This is a genomic window from Aquimarina sp. TRL1 (genome assembly GCF_013365535.1).
GTDB classification, from domain to species: Bacteria; Bacteroidota; Bacteroidia; order Flavobacteriales; family Flavobacteriaceae; genus Aquimarina; species Aquimarina hainanensis.
In genome coordinates, this window is record NZ_CP053590.1 from 3113365 (window position 1) to 3138973 (window position 25609).

28 protein-coding genes are annotated in these 25609 nt (G+C 34.7%); 3 read left to right on the forward strand and 25 right to left on the reverse strand.

Annotation, left to right across the window (positions count from 1 at the left end; translation table 11 throughout):
* Nucleotides 1-31: 31 nt before the first annotated feature.
* Together HN014_RS12550 and HN014_RS12555 are read right to left on the reverse strand one after the other, a co-directional pair.
* On the reverse strand, nucleotides 32-436 hold the full coding sequence (locus HN014_RS12550; protein WP_176029206.1) for a response regulator: 405 nt from the start codon (nucleotides 434-436) through the stop codon (nucleotides 32-34).
* Nucleotides 433-1494, reverse strand: coding sequence for a PAS domain S-box protein (locus HN014_RS12555; RefSeq protein WP_176029207.1), 1062 nt, complete (start codon nucleotides 1492-1494; stop codon nucleotides 433-435). Before HN014_RS12555 ends, HN014_RS12550 begins: the two co-directional genes overlap by 4 nt.
* 520 nt (nucleotides 1495-2014) lie before the next feature.
* Between HN014_RS12555 and HN014_RS12560 the strand changes: the two genes are divergently transcribed.
* The gene (locus HN014_RS12560; RefSeq protein WP_176029208.1) at nucleotides 2015-5098 is read left to right on the forward strand and encodes an FAD-dependent oxidoreductase; all 3084 of its coding nucleotides are present in this window, start codon (nucleotides 2015-2017) and stop codon (nucleotides 5096-5098) included.
* A gap of 116 nt (nucleotides 5099-5214) precedes the next feature.
* On the opposite strand, the gene HN014_RS12565 is transcribed toward HN014_RS12560, so the two are convergent.
* From HN014_RS12565 to HN014_RS12590, 6 genes are all read right to left on the reverse strand, one after another.
* A complete protein-coding gene (locus tag HN014_RS12565; protein ID WP_176029209.1) occupies nucleotides 5215-5610 on the reverse strand; it encodes a hypothetical protein in 396 nt (131 codons plus the stop codon).
* An 11-nt stretch (nucleotides 5611-5621) separates the two neighbouring features.
* Nucleotides 5622-6110, reverse strand: a complete 489-nt coding sequence (locus HN014_RS12570; RefSeq protein WP_176029210.1) for a pyridoxamine 5'-phosphate oxidase family protein — start codon at nucleotides 6108-6110, stop codon at nucleotides 5622-5624.
* A 65-nt stretch (nucleotides 6111-6175) separates the two neighbouring features.
* A complete protein-coding gene (locus HN014_RS12575; protein ID WP_176029211.1) occupies nucleotides 6176-6754 on the reverse strand; it encodes a Crp/Fnr family transcriptional regulator in 579 nt (192 codons plus the stop codon).
* Nucleotides 6755-6993: 239 nt separating this feature from the next.
* Nucleotides 6994-7503, reverse strand: coding sequence for a hypothetical protein (locus HN014_RS12580; RefSeq protein ID WP_176029212.1), 510 nt, complete (start codon nucleotides 7501-7503; stop codon nucleotides 6994-6996).
* Between the two features lie 190 nt (nucleotides 7504-7693).
* Entirely contained in the window at nucleotides 7694-8110 is a 417-nt protein-coding gene (locus HN014_RS12585; RefSeq protein ID WP_176029213.1) for a VOC family protein, read from the reverse strand.
* A 2-nt stretch (nucleotides 8111-8112) separates the two neighbouring features.
* Nucleotides 8113-9039, reverse strand: coding sequence for a glyoxylate/hydroxypyruvate reductase A (locus tag HN014_RS12590; protein ID WP_176029214.1), 927 nt, complete (start codon nucleotides 9037-9039; stop codon nucleotides 8113-8115).
* A gap of 107 nt (nucleotides 9040-9146) precedes the next feature.
* Between HN014_RS12590 and HN014_RS12595 the strand changes: the two genes are divergently transcribed.
* Nucleotides 9147-9566: an Lrp/AsnC family transcriptional regulator gene (locus HN014_RS12595; protein ID WP_254883997.1), complete on the forward strand. Its 420-nt coding sequence runs from the start codon at nucleotides 9147-9149 to the stop codon at nucleotides 9564-9566.
* Nucleotides 9567-9582: 16 nt separating this feature from the next.
* Here HN014_RS12595 and HN014_RS12600 read toward each other — a convergent pair whose 3' ends face one another.
* Nucleotides 9583-9990 (reverse strand): GNAT family N-acetyltransferase, encoded by a 408-nt coding sequence (locus HN014_RS12600; RefSeq protein ID WP_176029215.1) that lies wholly within the window; start codon nucleotides 9988-9990, stop codon nucleotides 9583-9585.
* A 379-nt stretch (nucleotides 9991-10369) separates the two neighbouring features.
* On the reverse strand, nucleotides 10370-10858 hold the full coding sequence (locus tag HN014_RS12605; RefSeq protein ID WP_176029216.1) for a DUF2867 domain-containing protein: 489 nt from the start codon (nucleotides 10856-10858) through the stop codon (nucleotides 10370-10372).
* 91 nt (nucleotides 10859-10949) lie between these two features.
* Here HN014_RS12605 and HN014_RS12610 point away from each other — a divergent pair, with 91 nt between their 5' ends.
* Nucleotides 10950-11570: a TetR/AcrR family transcriptional regulator gene (locus tag HN014_RS12610; protein ID WP_176029217.1), complete on the forward strand. Its 621-nt coding sequence runs from the start codon at nucleotides 10950-10952 to the stop codon at nucleotides 11568-11570.
* A 12-nt stretch (nucleotides 11571-11582) separates the two neighbouring features.
* Here HN014_RS12610 and HN014_RS12615 read toward each other — a convergent pair whose 3' ends face one another.
* The 15 genes from HN014_RS12615 to HN014_RS12685 form a co-directional block, all read right to left on the reverse strand.
* On the reverse strand, nucleotides 11583-12827 hold the full coding sequence (locus tag HN014_RS12615) for an acyloxyacyl hydrolase (RefSeq protein ID WP_176029218.1): 1245 nt from the start codon (nucleotides 12825-12827) through the stop codon (nucleotides 11583-11585).
* Between the two features lie 58 nt (nucleotides 12828-12885).
* Complete coding sequence (locus HN014_RS12620) at nucleotides 12886-14997, reverse strand: M48 family metallopeptidase (protein WP_176029219.1); 2112 nt, start codon at nucleotides 14995-14997, stop codon at nucleotides 12886-12888.
* Nucleotides 14998-15212: 215 nt separating this feature from the next.
* On the reverse strand, nucleotides 15213-15752 hold the full coding sequence (locus HN014_RS12625) for an SRPBCC family protein (protein ID WP_176029220.1): 540 nt from the start codon (nucleotides 15750-15752) through the stop codon (nucleotides 15213-15215).
* A gap of 485 nt (nucleotides 15753-16237) precedes the next feature.
* Complete coding sequence (locus HN014_RS12630) at nucleotides 16238-17269, reverse strand: hypothetical protein (protein ID WP_176029221.1); 1032 nt, start codon at nucleotides 17267-17269, stop codon at nucleotides 16238-16240.
* A 74-nt stretch (nucleotides 17270-17343) separates the two neighbouring features.
* Entirely contained in the window at nucleotides 17344-17772 is a 429-nt protein-coding gene (locus tag HN014_RS12635) for a nuclear transport factor 2 family protein (protein ID WP_176029222.1), read from the reverse strand.
* Nucleotides 17773-17943: 171 nt separating this feature from the next.
* Entirely contained in the window at nucleotides 17944-18114 is a 171-nt protein-coding gene (locus tag HN014_RS12640; protein ID WP_176029223.1) for a hypothetical protein, read from the reverse strand.
* A 170-nt stretch (nucleotides 18115-18284) separates the two neighbouring features.
* The gene (locus HN014_RS12645) at nucleotides 18285-18668 is read right to left on the reverse strand and encodes a hypothetical protein (RefSeq protein ID WP_176029224.1); all 384 of its coding nucleotides are present in this window, start codon (nucleotides 18666-18668) and stop codon (nucleotides 18285-18287) included.
* Nucleotides 18669-18921: 253 nt separating this feature from the next.
* Nucleotides 18922-19581 (reverse strand): thiol:disulfide interchange protein DsbA/DsbL, encoded by a 660-nt coding sequence (locus HN014_RS12650; protein WP_176029225.1) that lies wholly within the window; start codon nucleotides 19579-19581, stop codon nucleotides 18922-18924.
* A gap of 750 nt (nucleotides 19582-20331) precedes the next feature.
* Nucleotides 20332-21132 carry an AraC family transcriptional regulator gene (locus HN014_RS12655; protein ID WP_176029226.1) on the reverse strand — a complete coding sequence of 267 codons (801 nt, stop codon included), beginning with the start codon at nucleotides 21130-21132 and terminating at the stop codon, nucleotides 20332-20334.
* Between the two features lie 120 nt (nucleotides 21133-21252).
* Complete coding sequence (locus HN014_RS12660) at nucleotides 21253-21966, reverse strand: 3-ketoacyl-ACP reductase (RefSeq protein WP_176029227.1); 714 nt, start codon at nucleotides 21964-21966, stop codon at nucleotides 21253-21255.
* A 9-nt stretch (nucleotides 21967-21975) separates the two neighbouring features.
* Nucleotides 21976-22254, reverse strand: a complete 279-nt coding sequence (locus HN014_RS12665) for a putative quinol monooxygenase (protein ID WP_176029228.1) — start codon at nucleotides 22252-22254, stop codon at nucleotides 21976-21978.
* A 541-nt stretch (nucleotides 22255-22795) separates the two neighbouring features.
* Entirely contained in the window at nucleotides 22796-23443 is a 648-nt protein-coding gene (locus HN014_RS12670) for an SMI1/KNR4 family protein (RefSeq protein WP_176029229.1), read from the reverse strand.
* Nucleotides 23444-23486: 43 nt separating this feature from the next.
* Nucleotides 23487-23894, reverse strand: a complete 408-nt coding sequence (locus HN014_RS12675) for an ACT domain-containing protein (protein ID WP_176029230.1) — start codon at nucleotides 23892-23894, stop codon at nucleotides 23487-23489.
* Nucleotides 23895-24114: 220 nt separating this feature from the next.
* Complete coding sequence (locus HN014_RS12680; protein WP_176029231.1) at nucleotides 24115-24561, reverse strand: hypothetical protein; 447 nt, start codon at nucleotides 24559-24561, stop codon at nucleotides 24115-24117.
* Between the two features lie 280 nt (nucleotides 24562-24841).
* Nucleotides 24842-25303, reverse strand: coding sequence for a hypothetical protein (locus tag HN014_RS12685; RefSeq protein ID WP_176029232.1), 462 nt, complete (start codon nucleotides 25301-25303; stop codon nucleotides 24842-24844).
* Between the last annotated feature and the right edge of the window lie 306 nt (nucleotides 25304-25609).

Sequence of the window (25609 nt, forward strand, 5' to 3'; positions counted from 1 at the left end):
AGTAGGTATCTTTTAGAACTGTAAGAAAGCTTCAGAATTCTAGTAGTTCTTTTAAAATTGATTCATTGATAGGTTTGGTGAGATAGCCAGCAATATTTTTATATTTTTTAGCTTTCTCCAGATCATCCGGGTTTTGAGATGAAGATAAGATATAGATATTTATTTTTTTTTCAGGAGTAGGAGTCAATTTGATATATGCATTCAGAAAATCCCATCCATCCATAATGGGCATATTAATATCCAGTAAAATAACATCAGGAAGTTGTTCTTTTTGATTCCATATGGATTCAATAAAGAGAATAGCTTCTTCTCCATTAGAAAAGGTAAGCAATTTATTTTGTTGAGATGAGATTTTACTAATCAGTTTTTTTACAATAAACTGATGAATCGTATCATCATCTATCAGATACAATGTCGTATTATTTTCAGTAATCATGCTAGGTTTATGATAAACGTAGTTCCTTTATTAACTTCACTGGCGATGGAGATATTTCCATTGAGTGCTTCTATTTGAGATTTAATTAAGAAAAGCCCAAATCCTTTTGCTTCAGGATTGTTGTGGAAGGTTTTACCGAACCCAAAAATATTGTTCCGATGTTTTTTTAAGTCGATTCCAATTCCATTGTCGCTGAATAACAATTGAATGGTGTTGTTAACTTTTCTGGATTCGATATGAATGGTAGCAGGGCGTTCAGAAGACCTGTAGGTGATTGAATTAGAGATAAGATTAAAAAAGATATTGTGGAGATATGCTTTGGAGTATTGGATGTAGTTACCTTGTTCAAAATCATAGGTAAGATTAATATGATATTTAGTTAATTTGTCATGAAGTAATTCAGATACTTCTTTACAAGTTTTTTTTAGTGAAATAGAACGTATTTTTAATTCAGGGAAAGAATTAATTTGTATTACTCGTACCAGGTCATCAATGGTTTTGTTTAATATTTCTGTAGAAATCTTAATACGGGAGATATATTCATCCTGTTCCTGATTGGTAGTTGTTTCTTCCAGAAAATTTGTAAGAGTAAAAATATTAGCAACAGGAGATTTTAAATTGTGTGAAGTGATATAGGCATAACTTTCGAGCTGCTTTGTTTTTACACGTAGTTGTTTGAGCATTTTTCTCAATTTTAATTTTTGTTTTTTGTCAATTGTTTTATCTCGAACAATGGCAAAAAACTCATGCGTATCATCTTCAACGTCAGTTGTATTCCATTCTAACCATATCGTTTGACCATCTTTGGTAATAAACCGATTTTCAAAACGGGAAATTACATTTCCTTGTGCTTTCTTTTTGGTGATTAGTGCTGTTTTTCTTTGATCTTCAGGGTGAATAAGAGAAATAAAAGGATGGTTTAGTAATTCCTCCCTGCTGTAGCCTAAAAGCTCTGTCCATCGATTATTAATTTGCTTGAAATACCCATCGATACCTGCAATAGCAATTAAATCCTGACTTAGACTGAAAAGATTTCTATATTGTAAATCAAGTTCCATAGAAAACGGTTTACCTTTCTTTAATATAAATAATGCCTTGTATGCGAAAAGACATATAGACAATACTTTGTCCTGTCGTTACTGATATTGATATAGAGGGAGGGGGTAAGTCGTTAGGTGTTGGTAAATATTTGTTATTCAGGTTTTTTGGTTTTAGAGTTATACTTTAAATTTAGCTATTTTTTTGAGAACAGTAAAAAAAATGACCATATAATTTTTATGGTTTTTGCATTGATATTTTTAGTTCACAAGCTTTTTTTAAAAGAATAAAAGAGCCGTGAAATCTCTTATAACTCCTGCCTTTAAAGGGAAAAACATATGCCGATTTTAGATATGTTATCAACTAATTTATAGTGTGTATAAATTGTAGGAAAACAACGACAGTAAACTCTTCCTTTTCTTAAATAAGAGATTTAAAGAAAGATAAATGTTTTTTTGCCGTATATATTTTGCGGTGGTTAAGATGTTGGTTATTAGGTGTTTTTTGTAAGTTTAATTCAATAACCAATTGAATAAATATATGAGGCACACACAAAAAAATGATCACTTTGATGTTATTGTAATCGGAGGAGGACCAATAGGATTGTCAGCAGCGTATCATATTAATAAGGAAGATAATACTAAAACAGTAGCGGTGTTAGAGCAGTTTTCTTTTATTAATGATGAAGTAAGCTCTTCAGGGAAATCTCGGCAATTCAGGGTTCAATACGATACGGTACCTATGGCACAATTAGCACTTCGGGCAGAAAAACAATGGAAAGCATTGAATGCCGTATCAGGTACAAAATTATTAGATCAGGTAGGAGCATTGTGGTTTGGTGACCCAGAGGCAACATCATCAGAAGGAGGGATAGAAAAAGCAATAGAAGTAATGGATGAATTAGGAATCCCTTATGAGGTATTAGAAGATGGAACAGCTATTATGGAGCGGTTTAATTTTTCGAACATACAAGATGATTATTCAGGTTTTTTTCAAAAAGATGGAGGGGTTCTCAATATAGAGGCTACCCAGCAGTTTTTATTAGATCAATTGTCAGTACAGGATCAGGTGCAATTATATGATTTTGTAGAAGTATACGATATCGTTTCTCTGGAGGGAGGGGAAATACAAGTGTATATTCAGAACAGTAAAACAAAGGAAGCATTAGGGTATTACACCACCGAAAAACTAGCTATTATTCCAGGACCGTATGTCAATGATTTAGTTGCTAATTTCGGGATAAAGGTAGGGATTGATATTTGGGAGATGTCTTCTGCCTATTATAAAATAACAGATCCCGAATTAGCGGAGAAATCAACTACCTGGTATGTCTTTCAGGAAGATGCTAATACCAGTGTTTTTTATGGGTTTAATGAAGTAGACTGGTCACATCCGGGCTATGTGCGTGTGGCTCCTGCAATTCCAGATCGTATTATTGACCACCCTTCTGAACGAACTGGTATTCCCAGTGATATTAGTTTAGGGTATAATACGGACTGGGTAAAAGCACATATGCCAGGCTTGGAACAGAAGGTCTCATATCCTTCGACCTGTCTGGTAGCGTTGTCAAAGACATCACAGGAACTATTGTTGGATTACCTGCCAGCTACGGTACCAAATCATAAAAATATTGTAGTGTATACTGCAGGATGGGCAGGGAAATTTATTCCTACCATAGGGGACTTGGTGGCTAAAATGGTTACAGAAAGACTTACAGAAGAAGATCAGTATTTTTTAGATCAGTTAACGATTGATTGGATATATGATTTTGATAAATATGCATTGCGCCTTCATACGCCTAAGCATCTGTTAACAAAAAGTAGAGAGAAGAGCGAAAAACCTGTAATGTTACCCAAAGGGCATAAGGGGTTTATTAGTAAACCCGAAGATGGTTTGGAAATTGATGTTGCAATTATAGGAGCAGGAGCCTCTGGTTTGTATTCTGGTTACCGGTTAAAGACAGGGGTAGATACCGAAGGGCGATCATTACACAAAAATGTGCAAATTTTTGAAGCTAGTGATCGTATCTGTGGACGTCTGGATTCTATACAGCTGCCGGGAATGAATGTAACAGGAGAATTAGGAGGAATGCGTTATATGGAGCATCAAGAGATTATTAATGGATTGATTAATCAATATGAAAGTCAAGGGTTGCTGACTTCGATAGATTTTAACCCCTCTAAAGAGGAAGAGCAATTGTATTATTTGAGGAAACAGCGATTTCAGGCAAAAGATATCACTTCAGATTTTAGAACTCGTTACTATGTAGATGCACAATTTGAAGGAAAAAGTGCAAATACAATTTTTAATCAAGTTATAGATGAAGTGCTACAAGCAGATGGAACCAGTATTGAGGAAATTCAGAATAGTCCAGACCCACAGGAAACCTGGAGAACAGTAAAACGCACATTGAGATATAATTTTCCGGGACCTTACGAAGGAAAGTATGTTTACGAAATAGGGTTTTGGAACCTACTTAAAGATAGGAGTTCTCAGGAGTGTTATGAGTTTTTAGCAAATGGAGGAGGATACTATTCCAATACTATTAATTGGAATGCGGCAGAAGCTTTTCCGTATATGGTAGGGGATTTTGCAGATGATGATGTTAGTTATAAAACGATTGAAGGAGGATTTGATAAAGTACTAAAAGTGACAGCTCATAAATTTATATCTTCCGGAGGAACTATTCGCCCTAATAATGCCTTGGTAAGCTTTGAAAAGGTGACAGATGGAGCTTCTACGAAAAAGTATAAATTAATTTTTCAACATATTGAAACCGGAGTACGACATAATTTTCAGGTAAAAGACACAAGCAAGCAGTGGGTAGTGTATGCAGATGAAATTATTTTGGGAATGCCCAGAAGGTCTTTAGAATTATTAGATCAAAGTAACTTTTTATTCAACCCTTTTAATGAAGTTAGTAAGCCTTTGTATGATAACATAAAAACTGTGATGGGAGAACCCTCCTTAAAAATTTTGTTAGGGTTTACATATCCTTGGTGGCCAGATCAGTCTCCTCATTCAATAACTGATCTGCCGATGCGTCAATGTTATTATTTTGGAACAGACCCGGAGAATCACCATTCATTGTTTTTGGCAAGTTATAATGATATGCGTACAGTCTCGTTTTGGAAATCAATGGAGAATGATGCTCTTTTTGAGACTGTTCCCACTCCATTGTTACAATCCAAGCCGTGGTTTAGAAAACAACTAAAGGATTTCTTAAACAAAGATATTCCACCGGCAACAAAGTCGATGGTAGCAGAAGTGATGAAACAAGCTAGAGAAATGCATGGGGATAATATAGATATTCCCGAACCATATACATCTGCATATAAAGATTGGAGCGAAGATCCGTATGGAGGAGGGTATCACGCATGGAAAGCAGGGTTTGTTGTAGCTGATAAAATGCCGGAAATCAGGCAGCCACAAGCAAATGAAGCAGTTTATATTGTTGGAGAAGCATACTCTGATCAGCAGGGGTGGGTAGAAGGTGCTTTCTGTGAAGCAGAAAAAGTAATGCTTCATCGATATAATTTACAGCGATTACCCTGGGTGCAAAGTAACTATTACCTGGAATGGGGCGGGCAATATGAAAAACACTTAGAAGATGTTGTGATTTAAGGTGTTCTTAGCAAGAGTCAGTAAAGAGCTGTATGAAATTTTCATACAGCTCTTTTCATTAGCACCCGGATATTGTGTCGCCAGGGTGTTATGTTTTGAGTAGATCTCTCTTATGGTTAGTAAGTACCCCAATAAATACACCCACTTATGAGAGCTAGTAGTATCCATTGTCCTAGGCGGAGATAGTTTTTGGGAAAAGATGCCGAGATGGAAATGATAAGAAACCATACGAAAGCATACCCCATAAAATAGATACACCCTAATTGAAGAAGGATGTCTTCTGCAGGAAGTATTTCAGAGAAATTGATTAATGCCAAGCCAATAGTAGCAAATAGTAAATCAAAAGAAATCCAATGCCATCCGCAGCGGCTCATAGTCCAACGTTCTGTTGGGGTGTTGTCATCATCTTGGTATGCCGGAGCGATACTACGTATTTCTTTATCTCCGATAAAAGTGTGTAGAATAAAAGCAATTAGTGTGAGTACATTTGCTGCAATAAGAGGGATATTCATTATAAAAAAGGTTATAGTAATTGTGTCATTTTGCCTAGTTTCATTTTAGAAGCATGAGTGAAGCTAATAGGGCGAACATAAGTCATAGTGCTCCATAGGTACTGATGCCCTTTAAGCATTCTTGTTCTTTTCATCCTTCTTCTCAGTCGTTTTAATTCTTCTTCAGTCGCAAGACGTCGTTCCCCTAATTGACCATATAATTTTATAGCAGGGTGTTTTTTAAAACGATTAGAGAATAAAGAATAGATCCAGAACCAGCGGTTGCTATTGACAGCTAATACACATACATTGGTAGTGTTTTCAAAATGCGAAGCAATAGTCGTTGCATATTTTTCAAAATAAAAACCAGTAGCTTGTTCTCTGTTTAGAAAAAAAGTACCAATCGGAGTGACGTCAGGAGATTGAAGTGCTCCAACCGTAGCAATAGATACGTGGAGGTTTGTGGTAAAGCTTTCCCGGAAATGTTTTCGGATTTGAGACCAGTTTTTTAATAACTCCATAATAATCGGTATCATTGGTTGTAGACAAAGTTCGTGATCCGACCTTAGAATTCATTTGATATAAATCAAATTCGTGTATTGGCTCTTATTCTGCTTAGAGTTTCCTGAGTAATACCTAGGAAAGAAGCGATATCTCTCAGAGAGGCTCGTTGAGTAATTACAGGAAATCGCTCTAATAAGTTTTCGTAACGTTGCTGAGCTGTTTCAAATTGTAGAGATACAATTCGTTGTTGTAATTGCAACATTGTTTTGGTGCAGCTAATACGTCCCAGGCGCTCGAAATCGTGATAATTGTCACAAAGTAAATTCATTTCTTCTCTGGTGATACTTAGTAAATGCACTTCCTCCAGAGTTTCGATATAATGAGGGCTGGGAACCTGTAGAAAATAACTGGTGATAGCACACATAAAATCTCCTTCAAAAGCAAACCAGTCTGTGACGTTTTTTCCATCTTTGAGATAATATGCTTTGATAGCTCCTTTGACAATATAATATAGCATGTCAGAATATTGTCCTTCCTTAACCAGGATATATCCTTTGGGGTAGGTACGTTGTTTGATTAACGATGCCCAATGTGCTATGGTTTTGTCAGATAAAGGAGTGTATTCTTTACTGATTGTCTGTAAGATTGATGTTAGTGACATGAGTTGTATCGAGGATTGAGAGGGAGAAAGGTAAAAATAAAATATTGTAATCGTATGTCATTCTTTTGAGAAAAAATCATTTTAACCTTCTTTGTATTCGAGTCGAACAGGTTTACTAGTGACTGTGGGGTAGGAGAGAATAAAAAAATCCGATAGATCAGTTTTATTGATTATCGGATTTTCTGATTGAGTATATGTAATAATAGCAGATGTTATGTATTATTTTATACTCCGGGGGATTATTTGTATACGGTATATTGAATTACACAAGAATTGTTTTGTCTGTCTCTACATTCAAAGTATACAATGTCAGCATTGATATATGCAGCACTCCCTACAGAGTTGATGATTTGATTTACATGTGTTTGTAATTCATCTTGGTAGTGATCGAGATTAATATCGCTATCACTGTCTACATAGTAGATCATACTTTTATAAAAAGTAGACACACTGCCACTTGGAGGCCAGGAGCGAGGGTAGTCAGTACATTCTCTTACATAACGTTCGAATTCAGAAGAGGCTCCGTCAGAGCATCCGGTATCTCCGTCCAGGGTGCAATTGGTTTTTAGAGAAGGACGAGTTAATTTGTTTAATTCCTGTGTAGTTGCTGTACGATGTGTAACCGTTCCAACCAGGCTTAAATATTCATTCGTTACTGTTGTGTCGTCAATTTCTGTAGTATCACTACAGGAGATAACAAGAAAAAGAATAATACTTAATAACGAAATAAATGCGAATTTAAATTTCATAGGTTTTAATTTTAGGTTTAAAGAGCTTACAAGTAACTAAAGATTAAAACCGTCTCCTAACGATGGGGTTTAAGTATTTGTTATACTATATTCTGAATATTGGGATATATTTCATGGTTTGATAATGTAAATATAAAGTTTTGGTATAGAGTTGTTTGCGTGCTGTGTTTTGTAGAGGGAAAGATTTCTTTTAGCTGAAAATTTCATGTTGATTTGTAAAAGATTTAAACTCAATAGGATTGTTGCTGGGATCCAATAAAAACATTGTTAGCTGCTCTCCTTTTTTGCCTTTGTATCTGATTTGTGGGGGGATGATAAATGGAATATTGTGAGTTTCGAGTTGCTGTTTAATTCGGGTAAACTCATCTCTGGAAATAATGCATCCAAAATGGGGGATTGGTACCTGAACTCCATCTACTGAGCCACAATAATCAAGTGGTGGGATGTTATCTGACAGGTGAGCTGATGCCTGATGACCAAAAAAATCAAAGTCAACCCAGGATGCAGTCGACCTCCCTATGGAGCAACCCAGGATCGTATGATAAAAAACAATGGTGCTTTCTATATCTTTTACTGTAAATGCATAGTGAAATATCGAAGAAGTCATAATTAGTATTCTTTTTGTAATGAGACTGTATGTAGTAATGTTTTTTGGGAACGAAACAGTTGATAGTTTTGGACAATTTGAGTGATGCAGCTATGAATATTGGTAATACTGGCGATATGGGGTGTTATCTGAATATTATCGTATGTCCAGAAGGGGTGTTTGTCAGGTAAAGGTTCCGTTCTGAATACATCGAGGGTAGCACCGGATAAGTGTTTGCTTTCTACTAGTGTTATCAGGTCTTGCTCAACCAGGTGTTCTCCTCTGCCTACATTTATTAGATATGCCTCTTTGTTAAGTTGAGATAATATTTCTTTTCTCAGGATATTTTCTGTTTTTGATGTCAAAGGAAGAATATTAATAAGAATATCTGTATGCTTTAGGAATGAAGAAAGTGCTGCTTCTCCGGCATAGGTATCTACTTGTGGGAGTTCTTTAGGGCTGTTTGACCATCCTTTTACCCGGGCTCCCAATGCTGCAAATTGGGAAGCGACATGTTTTCCGATATTTCCAAGTCCCATAATAGAAATGGTCATATCCTGTAATCGTTTATAAGGGAGCGGGGTCCATTGTCGATGTTGATTTGCCAGTGTATAGACGGCGGTGTTTTTTAGTTGGGACAATACGATGGAAAGAAGGTATTCCCACATGTCATTGGATAAATGAGGGTCGACAATCCTGGATAATGTGATTTTATCCGGATCTAATTGTTGTGTTCTGGTAATATGGTCGACACCAGCTCCAGCGGATTGTACTATTTGCAGATTAGGGAATTGTTTGAGAAGCAGAGGTTGTGGTTTCCAACATACAGCAAACGATACAGTGTCGGGATTGGTAGCAGGACTATATATTTCTACTTTCGTATTAGGTAATGATTTTTGGAGTGCTTGTTGCCACGGAATAGGATCTTTTTGATTGAAAATAAGTACCATCTGTAATTTTTGTTCAAAAGTAGATAGTTTTTGTGCTTAGCCAAAGTGGATTTGATTGCAAAAGCGTTAATTTAGTGTTGAAAAAAAAGTAATAATTTAATTTGTGTATGGATTCAATAGTTGATGATATAGATATAGCTATAATAAACATTTTGGAAAAAGAAGCCAGAGCATCTTTTGCAGATATTGCCAGAAGATTAACTCTTTCTCCTTCAGCGATTCGGGAACGGGTTCAGCGACTCGAAGATCACGGAGTTATTCGTCAATATCAGATAGCGTTGGACTATAAACAATTAGGGTATGATATTGAAGCGTTTATTTTAGTGAAAGTATTCCATGGAAAACTACAAAGTTTTTTGAGGGTGATCAAAACCTATAAAGAAGTGAAAGATGCGTACCGAATTACCGGGAACTACAATGTGCATCTGAAGGTTATCTTAAAAGACAGGATGCACCTTCAGGATTTTATAGATCGTATTATGGTTTATGGAGATACGCACACTTCTCTGATATTGTCTGATATTTAATGTATCAGAAAAATGATCAATGCTCTTTGCTTTTATAAATCCACATAGCTTGTGTGTTTCCTGCTTTTTCGAATCCATTTTTTTTATAGAACGAAATGGCTTCCTGATCTGCAGTGAGCATTTGCATATGGAATTCTTTATATTTCTCTGTAAGTTTTTCCATAATGATCTGTCCGATTCCTTTGTTTTGATATTCCGGTAATATCAGTAAGTGTGGGAAATATACGACTAGATGCCCATCAGATATAGCATTTCCTAAACCGATCAGCTTTTTATCATCCCATGCGGTTAATACTGTATGAGACCCTAATAATGCATTGTATAGTTGTTCTGGTTTTGCTGCTGCGCTCCATTGATTAGCTTTGTATAACTGAACTACATCAGCAATTGTGAATCCTTTTTTTTCGGAAATAATAATTTTCATAATATGTGTTTATCGTATAACCAGTTTCTTCTGGCGCTAAAAGCTTTTTGTTTGTTGAGTGTGTCTTCGTCCTGATAATCAGGATTTGATATTCTGTATGCTTGTCTTGAAATTATAATTATTTCAGGCAAATGTCATGAGGTGTTTAGTGATGTACGTTGTGGTACATCAAAATCACCTGATATACTCTTGTATAAGATGTGTAAATATACCTTAAAACAGCATGGGGATAGAATACTTTTATGATGTTGTTAACAAAATAAAAGAGTAGGGAAGTCAGAATGATGGCTTCCCCATAGATGAAGGGATAAAAAGACATTGAGACCTTGAATAATGAATGATTCCGATCAGTGAGATGATATTTAGAAGATTAGGAAAATTACAAAGGGTGATATGCTTGTTTGATCATGTTTTTTACTACTATTTTATGAAAAGGTTTTACGAAAAACATGTACACCCTGCCAATGGTTTTATTATAGGTAACTAAGGTTGATACTTTGATATTGTATTCTTTTTCTTTGGAATCAAAAATGCTTACTCGGAAGTTGAGGTGTGTGTCATCTTCTCCGAGGAGAATCTCATTATCGGTAATGCTATAGATTTTAAAAAAACCTATATACCCACCAACCTTAAATTGCTGTTTGCTTTCATCAGGAATCACTGTATTAACCCCAATGAATCTGACGAGGCTATTTCTAAACTTCATTAATGCAATCACCCAGGGAGGAGCAGAGCCAAAAATATTTTGTGTTACTTCAGTAATCGTATCCCGATGATTTGTTGTACTAAATGTATCCCCAAAATCGGTTGATGGTAATAGGGGTTTTGTCGCTTTGGTTTCTATTAACTGTTCCTGTTTTACTTTCATAGGACATTAGGCTTGAGAAGTTGTAAATGACTAATCTAGTACAAATGTACTATTTTTTTAGTACAGTACTACTAATTCTTATATTTGTGGCATGAACATGACCAAAGTAAGAATATTGGCACATAGCCTGCAGTTATTTAATACCTATGGAATAGGAGCAGTGAGTCAGCGAAAAATAGCAGATACATTAGCAATAAGTCCAGGGAATCTGACATATCATTTCAAGAAAAAAGAAGATATTGAAATTGCATTGTATGAACAGTTGGTAGATAAGGTATCTGTTGTAATCGAAGGGGCACTTGATAAGCGTTTTGAATTAAGTTCTATGTTTGAGATGACAAAAGGGATTCTTTCGCTTTTTTTTGAATATCGCTTTATCTTTCTTGATTTTGTGCAGCTTATGCGGGGCAATCAGAAAATAGCTACTCATTATTCTGCATTGATGAAACAGAGAAAAGAACAATTTTTTTACGCGATTCATCAGTTAGAAAACAATGGCTTGATCCGGGAAGAAGAGCTGCCTGATGAGTATGAGTTTTTGTATGATCGATTTCAGATTTTATCTGATTTCTGGATTGCCTCGGCAGAGTTTTCTACGGGCAATGTTACTGCGAAAAATCTGAAGCGCTATACCCAGGTTATTCTGCAATCGATATACCCGTATCTAACCACTAGAGGAAAAACTGAATTTTTAAATTGTTTGAAATCATAGGCTGTGGTAGGATTATTTTTTTGCAAACCGATGTACATATCCGATGCTGATTTCTGAAAAATCTGCCTGTCCTAAATTCGCATTGATGTGTGCTGAGACAAATACATTGTGTTTTGGAGATGTATTTGTGTTGCGTAGGTAGTATTTAATCCCCATTCTGCTAGAGACGGTTCGTTTTATTTCATAATACCAGTTAAGGTCTTCTTTGTAATACGTGTCATTAGCATAATATCCTTGACTTAATTGCCAGTCTATCTTATAAAAGGGCTTGTAGATGTTAAGTCCGATTTGTGTACTGAGACCTACGTGACCAAGTAATAATTCAGCACTGGCAAATACTCCGAAGTTAGTTGCATAACGAAAGGGGCTTTCTCTAAAAAAGGGAACCTGTTCCTCGATTAATTCTTCATCGTTTTTTATATGGTCATAATAGTGTTGGTAAAAACGATAGTAAAATCCCCCACCAAATTTGAAAGTGTTTTTATAGATCTTTCCGGCACTAAAGGCTACAGAGTATACTTCTTTTTGAGCGTTAAACGTTTGTGATAATACATTGTATCCAAGTCCGAACCTGCCTGATATGAATGTTGTACTTCCAGGCGTGTTTTCTTTTGTTTCAGATACTTTCCGAAAAGAGGGGGAAACTTGTTTTGTTACCGGAATTATAGAGGAGACACTCGCTACAAAAGAATTTAATCCCTGATTAGGGAGTCTGGTATGTCCGTTAGAGTGATGGATGTATCCGAGTCCCATGCGCCAATCCATGTGATTAGTGCGGAAAATATCATAATACAGAAAAGAACGAAAGGACCAGTTGATCTTGGTTGTAATTGCTTTGTTATAAGGGTTATCTACAGGGTGGTATTGCGTATCCATATACGATGCTCCCATTCCTACTTGTAGGTAAATAGGGTGTTTTTTTTGCGAAAAAAAAGAAGTTTCTAGAAAGGGCATAACAGTATATGCTTTTCCTATTTTTTGAGTATTTCCAAAATCGGTAATACTCAAGGAGATTCCTGTAGTGGGATACCCTAATTGTCTTTTCCATGCTTTTTCTTTATTAGTATTAAACCCCAGACTTACAAAGAATGCTTTTTGTATGGAAGTTTCAGGAAACCCCTGATTGGCTTCCATTGTTTTTCCAATGGCGATCTCCGGAGCAATATATATCAAAGGCTTTTGTGATTTTTTAACAGGTTGTGCGTATATTTTTAAGGTTATTAATAGAGGGCATAGTAAGTAAAATGTATATTTCATACAATTGGTTATTTTTTCCTCCGTGAAAATAACTTTTTTTAGGAGATAACAAAATAAGCTAGTTTGGGGTAGGGGATATTTGTAGCTCTTTGTGATAACTGAGAATTTTACCAATGCTTTTTTGATCAATACGCTGACAATGCACCATTGCTGTTTCCAAAGCATTGATAATTCGGGCAAAACCCCCATTGTCAAAGATAGGACCGATTTCTTCTCTAAACCCCCCTTTTTCTATGATGGCTTCTTTTAACTCCTGGGCGGTTTCTATATTAGGTAGTGGCGTAAAGGTAAGATGATCCAATTCCTTGATTTCTGTATTTAGTGATTGAATCAATTGATTTATTTTTAATTGAAATCCACTAATTTCTGATTGAAGAATGTCTTCTTTGGATTGCAAAACTTGCAGTTCCTGTAAGATAAAACCTTTTGTTCGGCTGATGGCTCTGTAGATTGTACTTAGCACAGTATGTTGTTTGTATAACTGTATCAGTTTATCTGTGGTATTTGCTTGTTTAGCCAGAAGTAGATGGTATGCGCAGAATCGAGTGTCCCAGTCTATAAAACTCTCATTAAACAATTTTTCTCTTTGCTCCAGTAAAAGAGTATATCCTTCTTGCAGATTTTTCTTATTGTACCGAATACCATTAAACGAGAATTGATTTTCTTTGGTGGTGCCTTCTGAGATTTGCCGTGCTTTTAGTAACAGTTCCTCAATTTCTTTAATAGGTTTCATGAGGAGTACTAATTCTTCCTTTAATACGGTTAGCGAATATGAATTGTTTTCAGCAATTTTATAGGTTTCTTGTTGTAAGAGATCCATCGATGGGATGTGAAGATACCTGTTTTCAAAAGTATGGTGATATTCTTCTAATAATTCTTTGCCTTGATTTTCCGCAGTGATGAATGCTTCAAAAGCTTTTTCGGATACAAAATCAGTTGGTCTTTTTTGTAGGTATTGCGAATATATCAACTGCGTCATTTTCTGCTGAATCGCTTCTTTGGAATCAAATAATATCCATGGAGATCTGTTATCTTCTTCACAATGGATATATGGAGTTTTGGCATTGTCTTCTCTAAGATTATTTGGAGGATGGCTGGCATACATATTTACTTTAGAGTTTTCTGCTGCACTGAAGTATTTTTTTCCTCCCCGGATATCTGCCGGAAGATTATTGATAATTTCTTTTTGAGCCTCACTGGCTTTTTTAACAGCTATCGTATGATGTGTATATAGGTTCTCTACATATATTTTTTTCTGAGCAGCGAGATAAGCGTGTTGTATAGTAGTATTCCACAGTGTAAACCCATCATTTAATTTGAATAAAGAAGCGATAATGGCTTCACTTCCAGATGTGTGAATTGCAACTTTATCTGCATTAAATTCCATTTCTCTGGATAATAAGGAATACATGATGTTGAGAAACTGGTAAAAGAGGTTTAATACTTGTCTAATTAACCATATAACAGGAGTAATAATCCAGGCAGCAATAGAAACCCTGATATCTGAGGCTCTCCATTGTTCTAAGGCTTCATCCCATTTATCTCTGGAGAAGATCATATCATGAATAATAGTATTGGCAGAAATAATATAGCTTCCGATTTTCATACTTCGTTGAGCGAAATGACCAAACTCATGACTCATAACTGCTTTGAATTCAGATAGATTCAGACAGCTGATTAATCCCAGACCTATGGTGAGATCTTTCTTTACTGGGAAAATCAAGCTAAGCCACATATTATTATAGGATACATATGCATTGACATCAGGATCTGCATAGATCGATTTGGGTTTTGGAGCTCCTGTTTCGTTACAAATTTGATGAATAAAATTCCATAAATTGGGATGATTTTTCTGATCTAGTTTGATTCTGTTGGAAGGAGTGTGGTTTTTTAGTTTTAAAACAAACTTTAACGTAAATAATAACAACATAACAGCTCCGGCAATAGCTCCTGCTTTTAATAATACGGTGATTTTATTAATAGATCCCATAGGGTAGCTAAATGCATACCAAACCAAATATCCTATTGTACATATCAGTATAGAGTATAAGATGAAAAAAAGCAAAATCGACAATACTGCTAAACTTGCTTTTAATTGATACGAAAAGGGAAGTTTTGTTAATTTTTTTGGGACATGGGTAGGGCTTTTAGGGTAATAGTTTGGTGTCATTTATATTGGTTTATTAGTTGTCTAGCTTGTTGCTTGATTGGGGAGGGTACAATATATAAGCTATTCGTTTTAAGGGAAAAAATGAATAGCTTTAAAAGCTAAAATAACAAAACCATTTAGTTTTTTTAGGAAACTATTAATTTACTAGTAATTTTTAACAAAAAAAGACCCCGAAAACAAAAAGTAATCGGGGGGATATATTGAAAAATGAAAAATTATTTTTCCAGAATATTTTTTAAGTTTTGTAAACCGGTATTGAGGTCGTCTCCAATCATTTGTTCGAAATCCATGAAGAGCATCATAAGGTTCATAGGGTAATCCATATGTCCACTGAATCCCCATTTCACTTTTGTTTTATTTCCGGATATTGCTTCTGTAATCATATAGGCAGGTTCCGTTGATTGAAAAGGTGTCAAAAAACGAAGTTCATAATCAATACGTTCTCCTTCCGTAATTTTTTTTATTTCCTGTTCTCCTTTTCCGACTTCTTCATTTTCACTATCCCAGGCAGCGATAAACCCTACCATACCATCAGTACCACTATATGTTTTTTTCATTTCAGGATCCATCAATGCCCATTTGCTATATTGATCTTGATTTTTGAGATACTTTACATATTCAAAAACTTCCTGTTTGGGTTTGTCGATGATGACTTCTCTTTCCACATCATACTCTTTTTTTACAAATAATGCAGTAATGAGGGGAATGGCTATTAGAATAGCAATAACGAGTAAAATTTTTTTTAAAATTCCCATGATAATTTAGTGTTATGTTATTGATTTGATTGGTTTTAGATATTGTTATGGTTTCTTTAAAGATAAATGTAATTTTCAAGAACCTCAAATATCTGTAGGTCAGATCATGTAGAATGTCAATTAAAAAAAGAGGATTGGTGTTATTTTTTTAATTTTTTTTAAAAAAAGTGTAAGGCTTGTCAAAAAAGCCCGACTAAGGTGGTATCGGTTTTCAAAAAGACAGAAGGATTTATGATGAATTTAGAATGTAAAATCGATCGTTTTCTACTTTTCTCAATCATCTTTATCCGAATCAAAATAAATTACTCTTGTTAAACATTTGCCAGTGTTTACTAGGGAATCTATCAAAAGAAAAGATAAGATGTTTCATAAGAAGATAGATTCCCTTTTTTATGTTTTACCCGATAATTGAGGGATAGATACTTAAGGAGTAGCTTTTTGATTTATTCTTTTCCCCATAGATATTTCTCCTGCCTACATTAATCCTATTCTTTTTTATCGGTAGTGGTTGATGGTGTCAATGCGGTTACAAAAGCTTCTTTCTGATCTACAGCTAAGGCAATTCGGGTAACTGTTTTATTTTTTCCATATAATTGATGTATTGTATATGGTTTTTTCAGGTCGATAAAAACAGAATGACTATCCAGGTCTCCAAGAGGAGAGAGTTTGGTTGTTTGGTGTTCTCCTTCTGGAATTGCAGCACTGCTAATGGTTACGGCAGCAATGTCTTTTTTCAGAATATTTACCTCACTAAGAATCCCGAATCGCAATAAAAGTGTATCCTGTTCTATGCGAATTGGTCTTTTGATAATTGCTTTTGAAATCCCGAAAATCTGAATAGCAGAGTAACAACTAATTCCACTGAGAATCCAGGCAGTAATCAGACTCCATTTTTCTATCCAAATGTGCAATACATATGTTTCGATTCCTATGATAAAGATAAATGCAAATAACAAAGTGATGATGCCACTGTTTTTGTGATAGCTAAAAGTTGTGGACGTTGTTGGTACAGGTTTCCAAAACCAAAATCCATAATATATAATTGCAATCTCTGAAGATAGTAGTGCTGCTATTTTTTTAGGTACGATTTGTTCACAAGTTTCTCTTACTGCTGTATAAAAATCAAGTTGCTTTTTGTGTACTTTTTTAAACTTTTTGATAGTAGTAACCACTTTATAGATAACAGTGAGTACTATCGTAATTTCTATAACAGGTAATCCCCAGTTTTTAAACGCGATTAAATATTGCTGATGCGCTTCCGGAAGAATATACGAACCGGTTATCACACCCAGTACAAGTACTGGTACCAATGTGGTTTTTGGGATATTGGTTTTTCTTATTAATAAAAAATAGACCAATGGTATTGTTAGTAGAAGGTCAAGTGTAATTCCCAGAGATAAGGTGGCTGTATGTGCAGTAAAAAATGGAGAATATGGAATGAGAATTACAGCTGTTAATAATACTATCGGAATACCGGCGATAGCAACTTTATGAAGATTGGTGATAGCTGGTTTCATACTATTTGTCTTAATTGTTAGTATTGTGGTGATGGTTCATCTTATAGAATGATAAGATGATTTATTTTGATACACTATTGTTTTGGTTTTCTGACAAAGCGTACTTCTGATATTTTTCCATATTCAATTGTGTAGATAGCTAATGCCTCTCGAATTTTTGATTTGTCTTTCCCTATACCTGTCAAGGCTTCTTTGTCTATTACGACATTACCATATACAGTTCTGGAAACCACTTCGCAATGAAGGTTCGGAGTTCTTTCAAAAAAACCGGCATATCGTTTCCTCATGGTTTCTTTTCCCTGATATCTCAATTCATTAGGGTAGGTATATACTTTGATACTATCACTATATGGAATCAGGAATTCGTCTATATTTCTCTTGTTATAAGCTTCCAGTTGTTGTTGTGCCAATGCACGGGAGATATCCTCTATGTTTTCGGTTTGAGCATATCCTGCAAAACTTACTATACATAAAAACAGGGTAGGTATTTGGTATCGTTTCATTTGTTTACTGTATGGTTGTTTCTTTGATTATCGAGATGTAAATGATTCGAGACTTCCCTCGAAATGAGTGTTTGTTTTTTTATGTAATGCCTCTGGTGCTAGCACTGAGGGAGGTATCGTACTATTACTGTCATCAGGAGGACTAACCTGATGTATTTATTTAATACGTTTTTATGATTTAATAGGAGTGTTTTCTAATTCAAAAAATCCCCAGACTAAACTGGAACCAGAGATAAATCCAAAAACATTCGTTGCAATTCCCTCTCCAAGTACGATGTTATAACCACATGCTATACTGCCAAGGACTCCCAAAATAAGAATAAGATATCGAGTGTTTTTCATAAGTTGATTGTTATTTGTTATCCTATTCTATAAGTATCTTTTTTGGGGAAAATGTTACAAAAAAAAGATCTTTTGTGCTATAAAAGAAGTCGTTAAATGCGATTGGTAATAGTGTGTTTTGTATACCACAGGAATCCGATCAGTATGAGACTCTCTTAAGAAGTAAAAAGTTAATAAAGTCTTATAGAAGATTGTTGCTCTTTATGGGCAGCAGCACGTTTTTTTCGTTTGCGTCTTTGTTGCTTAAAAAATTGTTTCCTGATTCGCCAGATGATTCGTTCTATAATAAATGCATATAACATACAGTTAAGTAAGAGTCCCGTAAAAAAAGTAAAAGCTCCTCCAATATGAATATAGGTTCCTGCAATAGTATGCGTAGGGAAACGTAAAAATTCGAAAATCGGGATAAAAAGTAACCAGGGAGAATCTTTATCCAAAATTCCTTCTTCGGCAGCGAAAACAGAAAGAAAACTAGGGACCAATAAAGTGAGTAATACAATGATAACCAATGTAAAAATGGTTTTGTCGAAGTGTTTTAAGTGTAGTTGGGTCATGGGGCAATGGTCGTTATTTGGTTAGTTTCGTTATTGAATTTCAGTATCAATAACAATGCCTTTCTTTGTTTTTCGAACTTAAAAAAATGTGAAAAAAAAGCTTTTTTTCAGAGATAATGGGTAAGGAGTAAATAGGTTAAGGGTATCCCGTTATGTAAAAAAAAGAACCATCACCCATTAATAAAAAGTGATGGTTTGTTATATGGTACTTTTTTTATGACATGGAATACACATTTGAGCATATTCCGCGGAATTATTTGTTTAATAAGAATTTTATCAGGTTGAGGTATTCTTCCTCGGAATTGAGATTCGAGTATAAAACAAGGTATTTATTATTTACTAAGAAATTAGGAACCATAGTTAATCCAGCTTCCTTGAAGGATTCATTAAAATTACTAACCATGGAATCAGTTCCAAAACTGGTATAAGCAGCATCGTAATCTCTTGGATCAATTCCGGCATCTATAAAAAGTTGACGGATAGCAGACTCTTTCAGTTCTTGTTCCTTTTTATGAATGAGATCAAAAATACGAGGAACAATTTTTTCGGTTATGTCAAAACTCATCGCTATAACATATGCCTTACTGAGATAATATGCTTTATTTCCTTTTTTAGAAGCGACAGGAATTTTATTAACGGTTACTTCTGAGGGAATTTCTTTTTCCAGGCTTTTTAGTAATGGCTGAAACTGGTAGCAGCGGTCATCAAAAAACGAAAAAAAATGTTTTAGTTCCGGAATGGTGGATTTAGGTAACGACAATTCTTTGTAATGTACTCCTTCTTCAAACGTAGTGTTGCTACAAACAGCTGAGGTTGATTTGATGTCTATACAGCTATTTGATGTTGCGATAAGTGCATTTGTTTGTATCCCTACGAACACCATGCACAATACTGTGATCATTTTCTTTTTCATGAGGGTATAGGTTTTAGAGTTAAGTAGTGTATCAGAAAAACGATAAGTTTTTTATACACAAATTTAGTTAGGTATCGTTTTGATTCATTCAGTAAAATTTTAATGTTTCGAGGAATCTCCCCCGAAGTCGTTACTAGGTCTATTTATAACTCTTTTTATAGTTATGTTATTGTATATTAGAAAGATATGTTATTTTTTAGTAAAAGAAAATAGGTTATTTTACTTATTTGTAAGTGTCTGATAATCTTGTGTTAAGAAGTTGGTGTGAGCGTGTTATTATGGAGTTCCCCCAGGGCATACTGAGGAGGGATGTGTGCGAATAATTGGCATTAATAACCAAAAACGTCAGATTTCATAATCTACCTATGGATTTTTGTTGTTTTTTGAAGAGAAAAGCTACTTTATAGGCAGTATAAAATAGCTTTTCTTTACTAGGTGATTCAGGGCTGATACATATCTATGCCCCTAATACAAAAACAAGCCCTGTAATATCTCAAACGGAATTTATTGTTTACAGAAGATATATTTCGGGTTGTTTTTTAGTGTGTAATATATAGTTAAGATTGATTGGTTACAATATATAAGGCATCCCTTTATACCTAGGGATATCCAATAGAGGATTTGCTGCGAAAATAGAATTTTATAACCAAATAGTATTATGGGAAACCGTAATCGTTTAATTGTTTTATAAGGAATAATCCATAACTACTTGTACGGTATTTTTTTAAGAAAAAAATACTTAGAAACAGATCAGATACTTTTGTAATAAAAATGGTGTCTAGCTTTTTTTGTTTGCAGATATTCAACGGGAGTTTGTCCTGTAAAAACCTTACATTCTCTTATGAAATGGCTTTGGTCATAGTAGCCATAGGTAAGTGCAGTCTGCAGGTAGTCGGTAGTATGATTTAATAATAATTTTTTTATAGTTGTCTGGAATCGGGCAATACGATGAAATTTTTTAGGAGAAATCCCAAACCGACTACCGAAGCATCGCTCAAAATGACGAAAGCTGATTCCTGCTTTGGAAGAAGTTGTTTCTAAAGTGTTTGACTGAACATTTTTATAAAGGTGGTGTATAATAGCATCCCAATCAATCGTCTCTTTTTGCCGATGTTTTATAAGTTGCAATAATAAAAAAGATTCTATGGCTTGTATTTTAGCGGTGATATCTATAGAAGTATCTATTTTTTCCTGTAGTAATACTGCTTCTTTTCCCCAGATATCTTCTGTAGATAGATATGCGTCATTAAGGAGTTTGAACGGAATGTCACAAAAATGTCTGAATGTACCGCTTTTAAAACGAATGGAAAGAAAATGAACATGTGAATTGGCATCAATTCGCGTTTTTTTTCTAGGACAGAAGGTATGCGCTTTCTGGAGTGTATTATGAGCGATTGTATAGGGTTCGCCCAGATGAAAAATAATTTCAAGCCCAGTACCGGCTAAAACCTCTGGCATTTCAAAAGTTTTGCCATTAGTATATTCCCATACATAGAAGCGATCTATATACGGAACTAATAATGGAGTGGGTTTGTAATGTGTTTTTTTCAAAAGTAAAATTAATCTGGATGCAAAAATACAAAGTCTTTTTGGGCTACTATAATGCACCAGTCCCTTTTCTTATTATAAGAAAGTTTCCTGATGCATTGTAGGATATATCTATTAGTAATATTATGGATTTGTAGACCAGATTCCTGCTGTGTTGATAAATACACGTCTGTTTAATTGTAGATGTGCTAGTACCAGTTCGGCTATATCTTCCGGTTGCATTACTTTTTCCGGGTTCCCATCAGTAAGGTTTAAATCCAGTGCCATATCTGTAGCCACTGTACTTGGAGTAAGTGCTGTAACTCTGATATTGTGTTTTCTTACTTCTTGCATAAGTGATTCTGTAAGACCGATTACTCCAAACTTGGAAGCGCTATAAGCACTTGTGACAGCGGCTCCTTTTAAGCCTGCAGTAGAAGAAATATTAATGATATCCCCGCTTTTTTGAGCAATCATATTAGCTAAGAAAGTGCGAGTCACATGATAAGTTCCCAATAGGTTGATATTGATTACTTGTTGCCAGTCTTCAGGAGGCATCTCCAGAAAATTACCAAATCGACCAATTCCGGCATTATTAATCAGGATATCAATCGAAGTGAATGTTTTATAAACTGTTTCGGCAGCGGCAGTAACCTCTTCTAATGAAGAAATATCCGCCGTGGCAATCACGGTTTGTACTCCATGTGTTGCTGCTTCCTCGGCTACTTTTTTTAGATCAGTAGCTGTTCTGGCTAGTAAGGCTACATTGACTCCTTCTTTGGCTAAAGCGATGGCTATCGCTTTTCCTATTCCTTTTCCTGCTCCTGTAATCAGGGCATTTTTTCCTTTTAGGTTCATTTTTTTTAATTAAAATACTTCGATGACAGGAGCTGATGAGAGCATCTCTGTAATCTTATTAATAAAAGTGTTAAAATGTGTTGATGCATTGTGAGCGTCTACAGCTTGTTGATCTACATACTCTTCATAGACAATAAAGCGTCCATCAATCCCTACTTCTTCGAATAAGCGATAGGTAAGTGACCCGGCTTCTGCATTACTTTGTTCTACCATGATGGCTGCATGTGATAAAAATGACACTCGATGTTTCTTTTCTACATCTAATCTGGCAACAATTGTTTTTTTCATCTTGCTTTTTTAGTCTTATTTTGTTTGCAGCAACAAAAGTAATTTTAGAAACCCTTCGAGTATTGTAAAAAAACGACATCAGGTAGTTTCTGAATTATATCCCTTTACTTATTTTCCGAAATGCTTGGGACATTACTTTTTTATCAGATATACGTAACAGAAAAAAATCGTGATACGAGATCACGATCTTTTTCTAGAATACTATATGGATAAGTAGGGGTAGTATCAGAAAGGGGGAAAATTTCTGATATATACGGTTGATTATTAAGAGCTTTTTGAATACTGTAACAGTATTTCTGGGAACAAATGTAAACGCTTTTATCAAAGTAAAAACATGATTATGAGATATTAACCTATTATTGGGATTTCCTTAACGATAGTCTGTTGTTTCCTACTAGTAAAAGCTTTTATTATCGGTTTTTTTGCTTGATTATAGAGGTGTAAATATGGAGAAGCTTGTTGTGAATTAACATTTATATGCTAAAAAGGCTTCATGTCTCTTGCATTGATGTTGTTAATGATAGAAATTGGATATAGTTAATTACTTATTGTCAATCATTTTTTTTAAGTAATCGGTCAGGTGTGCCAGGTCTCTCAGGTTTTGCGGAGAAACATTCTCGTCAATCATATGTTTATTGACCAACTTAAAAAAGAGGTTGATATCATTTCCTAATACATAATGATAATCTTCATCGGCTCCGTAGTTAATAATTTGCCCGATAATTCCACGAGGACCCGGATCTAAATCAATTGCTATAAAATTTCCTGTTTGATCGGAGATAAAAGGAATCCATTTCGGATTGTAATACATTTTTTTGATAGCTCCTTCAGGAACGATTGGATCATACCATGACAGGTTAAAGGTTTCATTAGTTTCCCACATCTTTCGGGTAGTACTTAGTTCTTTATCAATTTGTTCCAGAGATAATAGTGATAGGCGTCGGATGTAGCCTGTTCCTTCTTTTTCTCCATTATGTAATTGATAGAATTTTTTGAACGCAGGAGGAAGAGTAATGTCAAATTTATGTTCGAAATCTGTAAGTTGTTGTTTGCTGACTCCCGGGTGTAACTGGTCTGCCAGTTTTGGGAAACGTTCTTTGATAAGTTGTTTATAGGCTTTCCAATGAGGAAATTGATCGGTCATTTGACAAGAAAAGAGTAGTGTTATAAGAACTAGTGTTTTTTTCATATTTATCGGATGATTGTGAAATTATGTACCAGTTGCAATAGATCTAATTTTGTAAAGGGGTTTTGCTAAGTGCACGAAGGACTTTTATTGCTTTCTGCGCATCATTTTTATGGACAAAAATATGATCGTGATAATAGGCAGCTATTACATTACAGCTGATTTGATGTTTGGCCAGCTCGTTAGAAAATAAAGCGGTAAGTCCCACAGCATCTAATGAAGAGTGAATGTTTAATGTAATCCAGGAAGCAACGTAGTCGTAAGTTAATCCTAGTGCATCCGCTTTTTGTCTCTCGATAACCAAGGTAGTTCCTTCTGCTTCTTTGAATTTTGATATAATGCTATCTTCATTGATAGGAATTGGTACTGTCGTAGTGGTGAATACATATTCTCCCGGATGGAGCACAGGAGTCATATCTTTTATTAGTACGGATAAATTTGTTTCGCCTGCCATGGTATTTTATTAGTAAGAGAGGTTAAAAATAAGTAGCAATCCCATAATGGGACCTATTTGAGTGAAGGTAATGAAAACTTATCAGAAAGGAGAGGTTTCTTACAAAAAGTAATGTACGTATGATACTTGCTTATTCGAATTTCAATACAGGTGAAGTTATTTTTTGATGAGAACCAGTAAAAAGTAGTTTAGAAAGGCTCTAGTATGTAGAGGAAAATAACTACTTTCTATTTCCTGCTTCGAGTAAGGAATTTCGAATTGCTTTTTTTCTTTCCTCTTCCCTAACTTGACTTAGGTCAATAGCATGGGTTTTTTCGTTGTTGGTTTTAAAGAAAACGGTATCAGCTGTTGCATGTGTTTTTTTGATGTCAGGAAGCAAAACAGTACGGATCGCATCAGTATTTTTTGTTCGGTATACAATTTTATCCGGTGTAATCGAGATAAAGAGTTTCCGGGCCTTAGGGATAAACGATGTAGATCGAATGAGTAAAAAAAAACCTATGACAATACCCAACGGTTTGTCCCAATCTCCTGGGAATTCAGTTATAAATTGATCGTCAGCCAGTGAATTGTATGATTTATAGCCAAAAGCTATGATTAAAAATACTCCAGTAAGAATGAATATATACATCGTTCTTGGAGCTCCTTTTTTTATGAGGTATGTCATAGGCTGAAGATACTAAATTATCAGCAGACCAAAAAAGCGTAACTGTTATTGGTTTAAACTTATAGATATGGTCATAGCCTTATGATAGGTGTTGCCCTGGAATACATCTTTGGTGTTTTTTTATGGTAGTGAGGGCGCTTTTTATTCTCATAAAAATATACCAGCTCTAAGGGAACTTTTATCTACAAACATTATTCGGTTTTTCTTTCTCTTCTAGTACATAAGAGGATTTGATAATATTAATGTTTTATAGAGGGAGCATACATAACTATTTTAATACTCATTGTTTATGATTAGAAGTTGCGGGAATAGATCCTGAATACCAATATTTATCTATTTTGTTTTTATCATTAAAGCTATTTTTCCAGAATACGTTATATACATTACTGATCTCTGGTACATAAGCTAAAAAATATTTTTCATTGAGATAAAAAATAATACAATTCCCAATATCACTATTGCTGATTATTTTTTGCACCCCAGTTTTTTCATATTCCGTAATAACCTCTTTGATGAAGTTATGGGTGTACTGGTACACATCATTATTGTTTTTGATATTACTGGCTTTTATAAAACCATCTATATCGAATTTCTTATTTGTATGTTTTTTAAAACATGTGGAGTCGTTTAATTTACAATTGAATAAAGATAAGTTAGGGAGTAAAAATTTCTTTTTATTTATTTCTTTAGTGAAGAAATAGGCTATTGGCTTATCTTTTTGATGATTTCTAGCTTGAATCATAATGTTCTTAAATACCCTAAAATTACCAGATTTAATTCTGTGTATTGCTTCCGTATTATTATCAGTATTGGCACAGCCTAAGAGAAAGATTGCTAAAAATATATAAACTATGGTTTTCATCATTTAAAATTTAAGACCAAATGGGAATTTTGGAATAAATTTAGTGTCTTTTTTAGGGTAGTAATGTGTTGATATAGTGGTGTTTTTATTGGGTTTAAAATTTTCTGCTTTGTTGATTGTTCAGGATTAAATAATGTATTAGGTATGACTATAATCCCTAATATCAAAACTATTTTTATTTTTAAT

Excerpts from the sequence above, each read along its gene's own strand:
- HN014_RS12670 (WP_176029229.1), bottom strand. The coding sequence starts at position 23,443 with ATGAAAAAAACACTAGTTCTTATAACACTACTCTTTTCTTGTCAAATG.
- HN014_RS12630 (WP_176029221.1), bottom strand. The coding sequence starts at position 17,269 with ATGAAACCAGCTATCACCAATCTTCATAAAGTTGCTATCGCCGGTATT.
- HN014_RS12565 (WP_176029209.1), bottom strand. The coding sequence starts at position 5,610 with ATGAATATCCCTCTTATTGCAGCAAATGTACTCACACTAATTGCTTTT.
- HN014_RS12625 (WP_176029220.1), bottom strand. The coding sequence starts at position 15,752 with ATGGGAATTTTAAAAAAAATTTTACTCGTTATTGCTATTCTAATAGCC.
- HN014_RS12585 (WP_176029213.1), bottom strand. The coding sequence starts at position 8,110 with ATGACTTCTTCGATATTTCACTATGCATTTACAGTAAAAGATATAGAA.
- HN014_RS12570 (WP_176029210.1), bottom strand. The coding sequence starts at position 6,110 with ATGGAGTTATTAAAAAACTGGTCTCAAATCCGAAAACATTTCCGGGAA.
- HN014_RS12605 (WP_176029216.1), bottom strand. The coding sequence starts at position 10,858 with ATGAAAGTAAAACAGGAACAGTTAATAGAAACCAAAGCGACAAAACCC.
- HN014_RS12640 (WP_176029223.1), bottom strand. The coding sequence starts at position 18,114 with ATGAAAAACACTCGATATCTTATTCTTATTTTGGGAGTCCTTGGCAGT.
- HN014_RS12610 (WP_176029217.1), top strand. The coding sequence starts at position 10,950 with ATGAACATGACCAAAGTAAGAATATTGGCACATAGCCTGCAGTTATTT.
- HN014_RS12575 (WP_176029211.1), bottom strand. The coding sequence starts at position 6,754 with ATGTCACTAACATCAATCTTACAGACAATCAGTAAAGAATACACTCCT.
- HN014_RS12650 (WP_176029225.1), bottom strand. The coding sequence starts at position 19,581 with ATGAAAAAGAAAATGATCACAGTATTGTGCATGGTGTTCGTAGGGATA.
- HN014_RS12680 (WP_176029231.1), bottom strand. The coding sequence starts at position 24,561 with ATGACATACCTCATAAAAAAAGGAGCTCCAAGAACGATGTATATATTC.
- HN014_RS12665 (WP_176029228.1), bottom strand. The coding sequence starts at position 22,254 with ATGAAAAAAACAATTGTTGCCAGATTAGATGTAGAAAAGAAACATCGA.
- HN014_RS12620 (WP_176029219.1), bottom strand. The coding sequence starts at position 14,997 with ATGACACCAAACTATTACCCTAAAAGCCCTACCCATGTCCCAAAAAAA.
- HN014_RS12560 (WP_176029208.1), top strand. The coding sequence starts at position 2,015 with ATGAGGCACACACAAAAAAATGATCACTTTGATGTTATTGTAATCGGA.
- HN014_RS12615 (WP_176029218.1), bottom strand. The coding sequence starts at position 12,827 with ATGAAATATACATTTTACTTACTATGCCCTCTATTAATAACCTTAAAA.
- HN014_RS12555 (WP_176029207.1), bottom strand. The coding sequence starts at position 1,494 with ATGGAACTTGATTTACAATATAGAAATCTTTTCAGTCTAAGTCAGGAT.
- HN014_RS12635 (WP_176029222.1), bottom strand. The coding sequence starts at position 17,772 with ATGAAACGATACCAAATACCTACCCTGTTTTTATGTATAGTAAGTTTT.
- HN014_RS12660 (WP_176029227.1), bottom strand. The coding sequence starts at position 21,966 with ATGAACCTAAAAGGAAAAAATGCCCTGATTACAGGAGCAGGAAAAGGA.
- HN014_RS12580 (WP_176029212.1), bottom strand. The coding sequence starts at position 7,503 with ATGAAATTTAAATTCGCATTTATTTCGTTATTAAGTATTATTCTTTTT.
- HN014_RS12590 (WP_176029214.1), bottom strand. The coding sequence starts at position 9,039 with ATGGTACTTATTTTCAATCAAAAAGATCCTATTCCGTGGCAACAAGCA.
- HN014_RS12685 (WP_176029232.1), bottom strand. The coding sequence starts at position 25,303 with ATGATTCAAGCTAGAAATCATCAAAAAGATAAGCCAATAGCCTATTTC.
- HN014_RS12550 (WP_176029206.1), bottom strand. The coding sequence starts at position 436 with ATGATTACTGAAAATAATACGACATTGTATCTGATAGATGATGATACG.
- HN014_RS12600 (WP_176029215.1), bottom strand. The coding sequence starts at position 9,990 with ATGAAAATTATTATTTCCGAAAAAAAAGGATTCACAATTGCTGATGTA.
- HN014_RS12595 (WP_254883997.1), top strand. The coding sequence starts at position 9,147 with ATGGATTCAATAGTTGATGATATAGATATAGCTATAATAAACATTTTG.
- HN014_RS12675 (WP_176029230.1), bottom strand. The coding sequence starts at position 23,894 with ATGGCAGGCGAAACAAATTTATCCGTACTAATAAAAGATATGACTCCT.
- HN014_RS12645 (WP_176029224.1), bottom strand. The coding sequence starts at position 18,668 with ATGACCCAACTACACTTAAAACACTTCGACAAAACCATTTTTACATTG.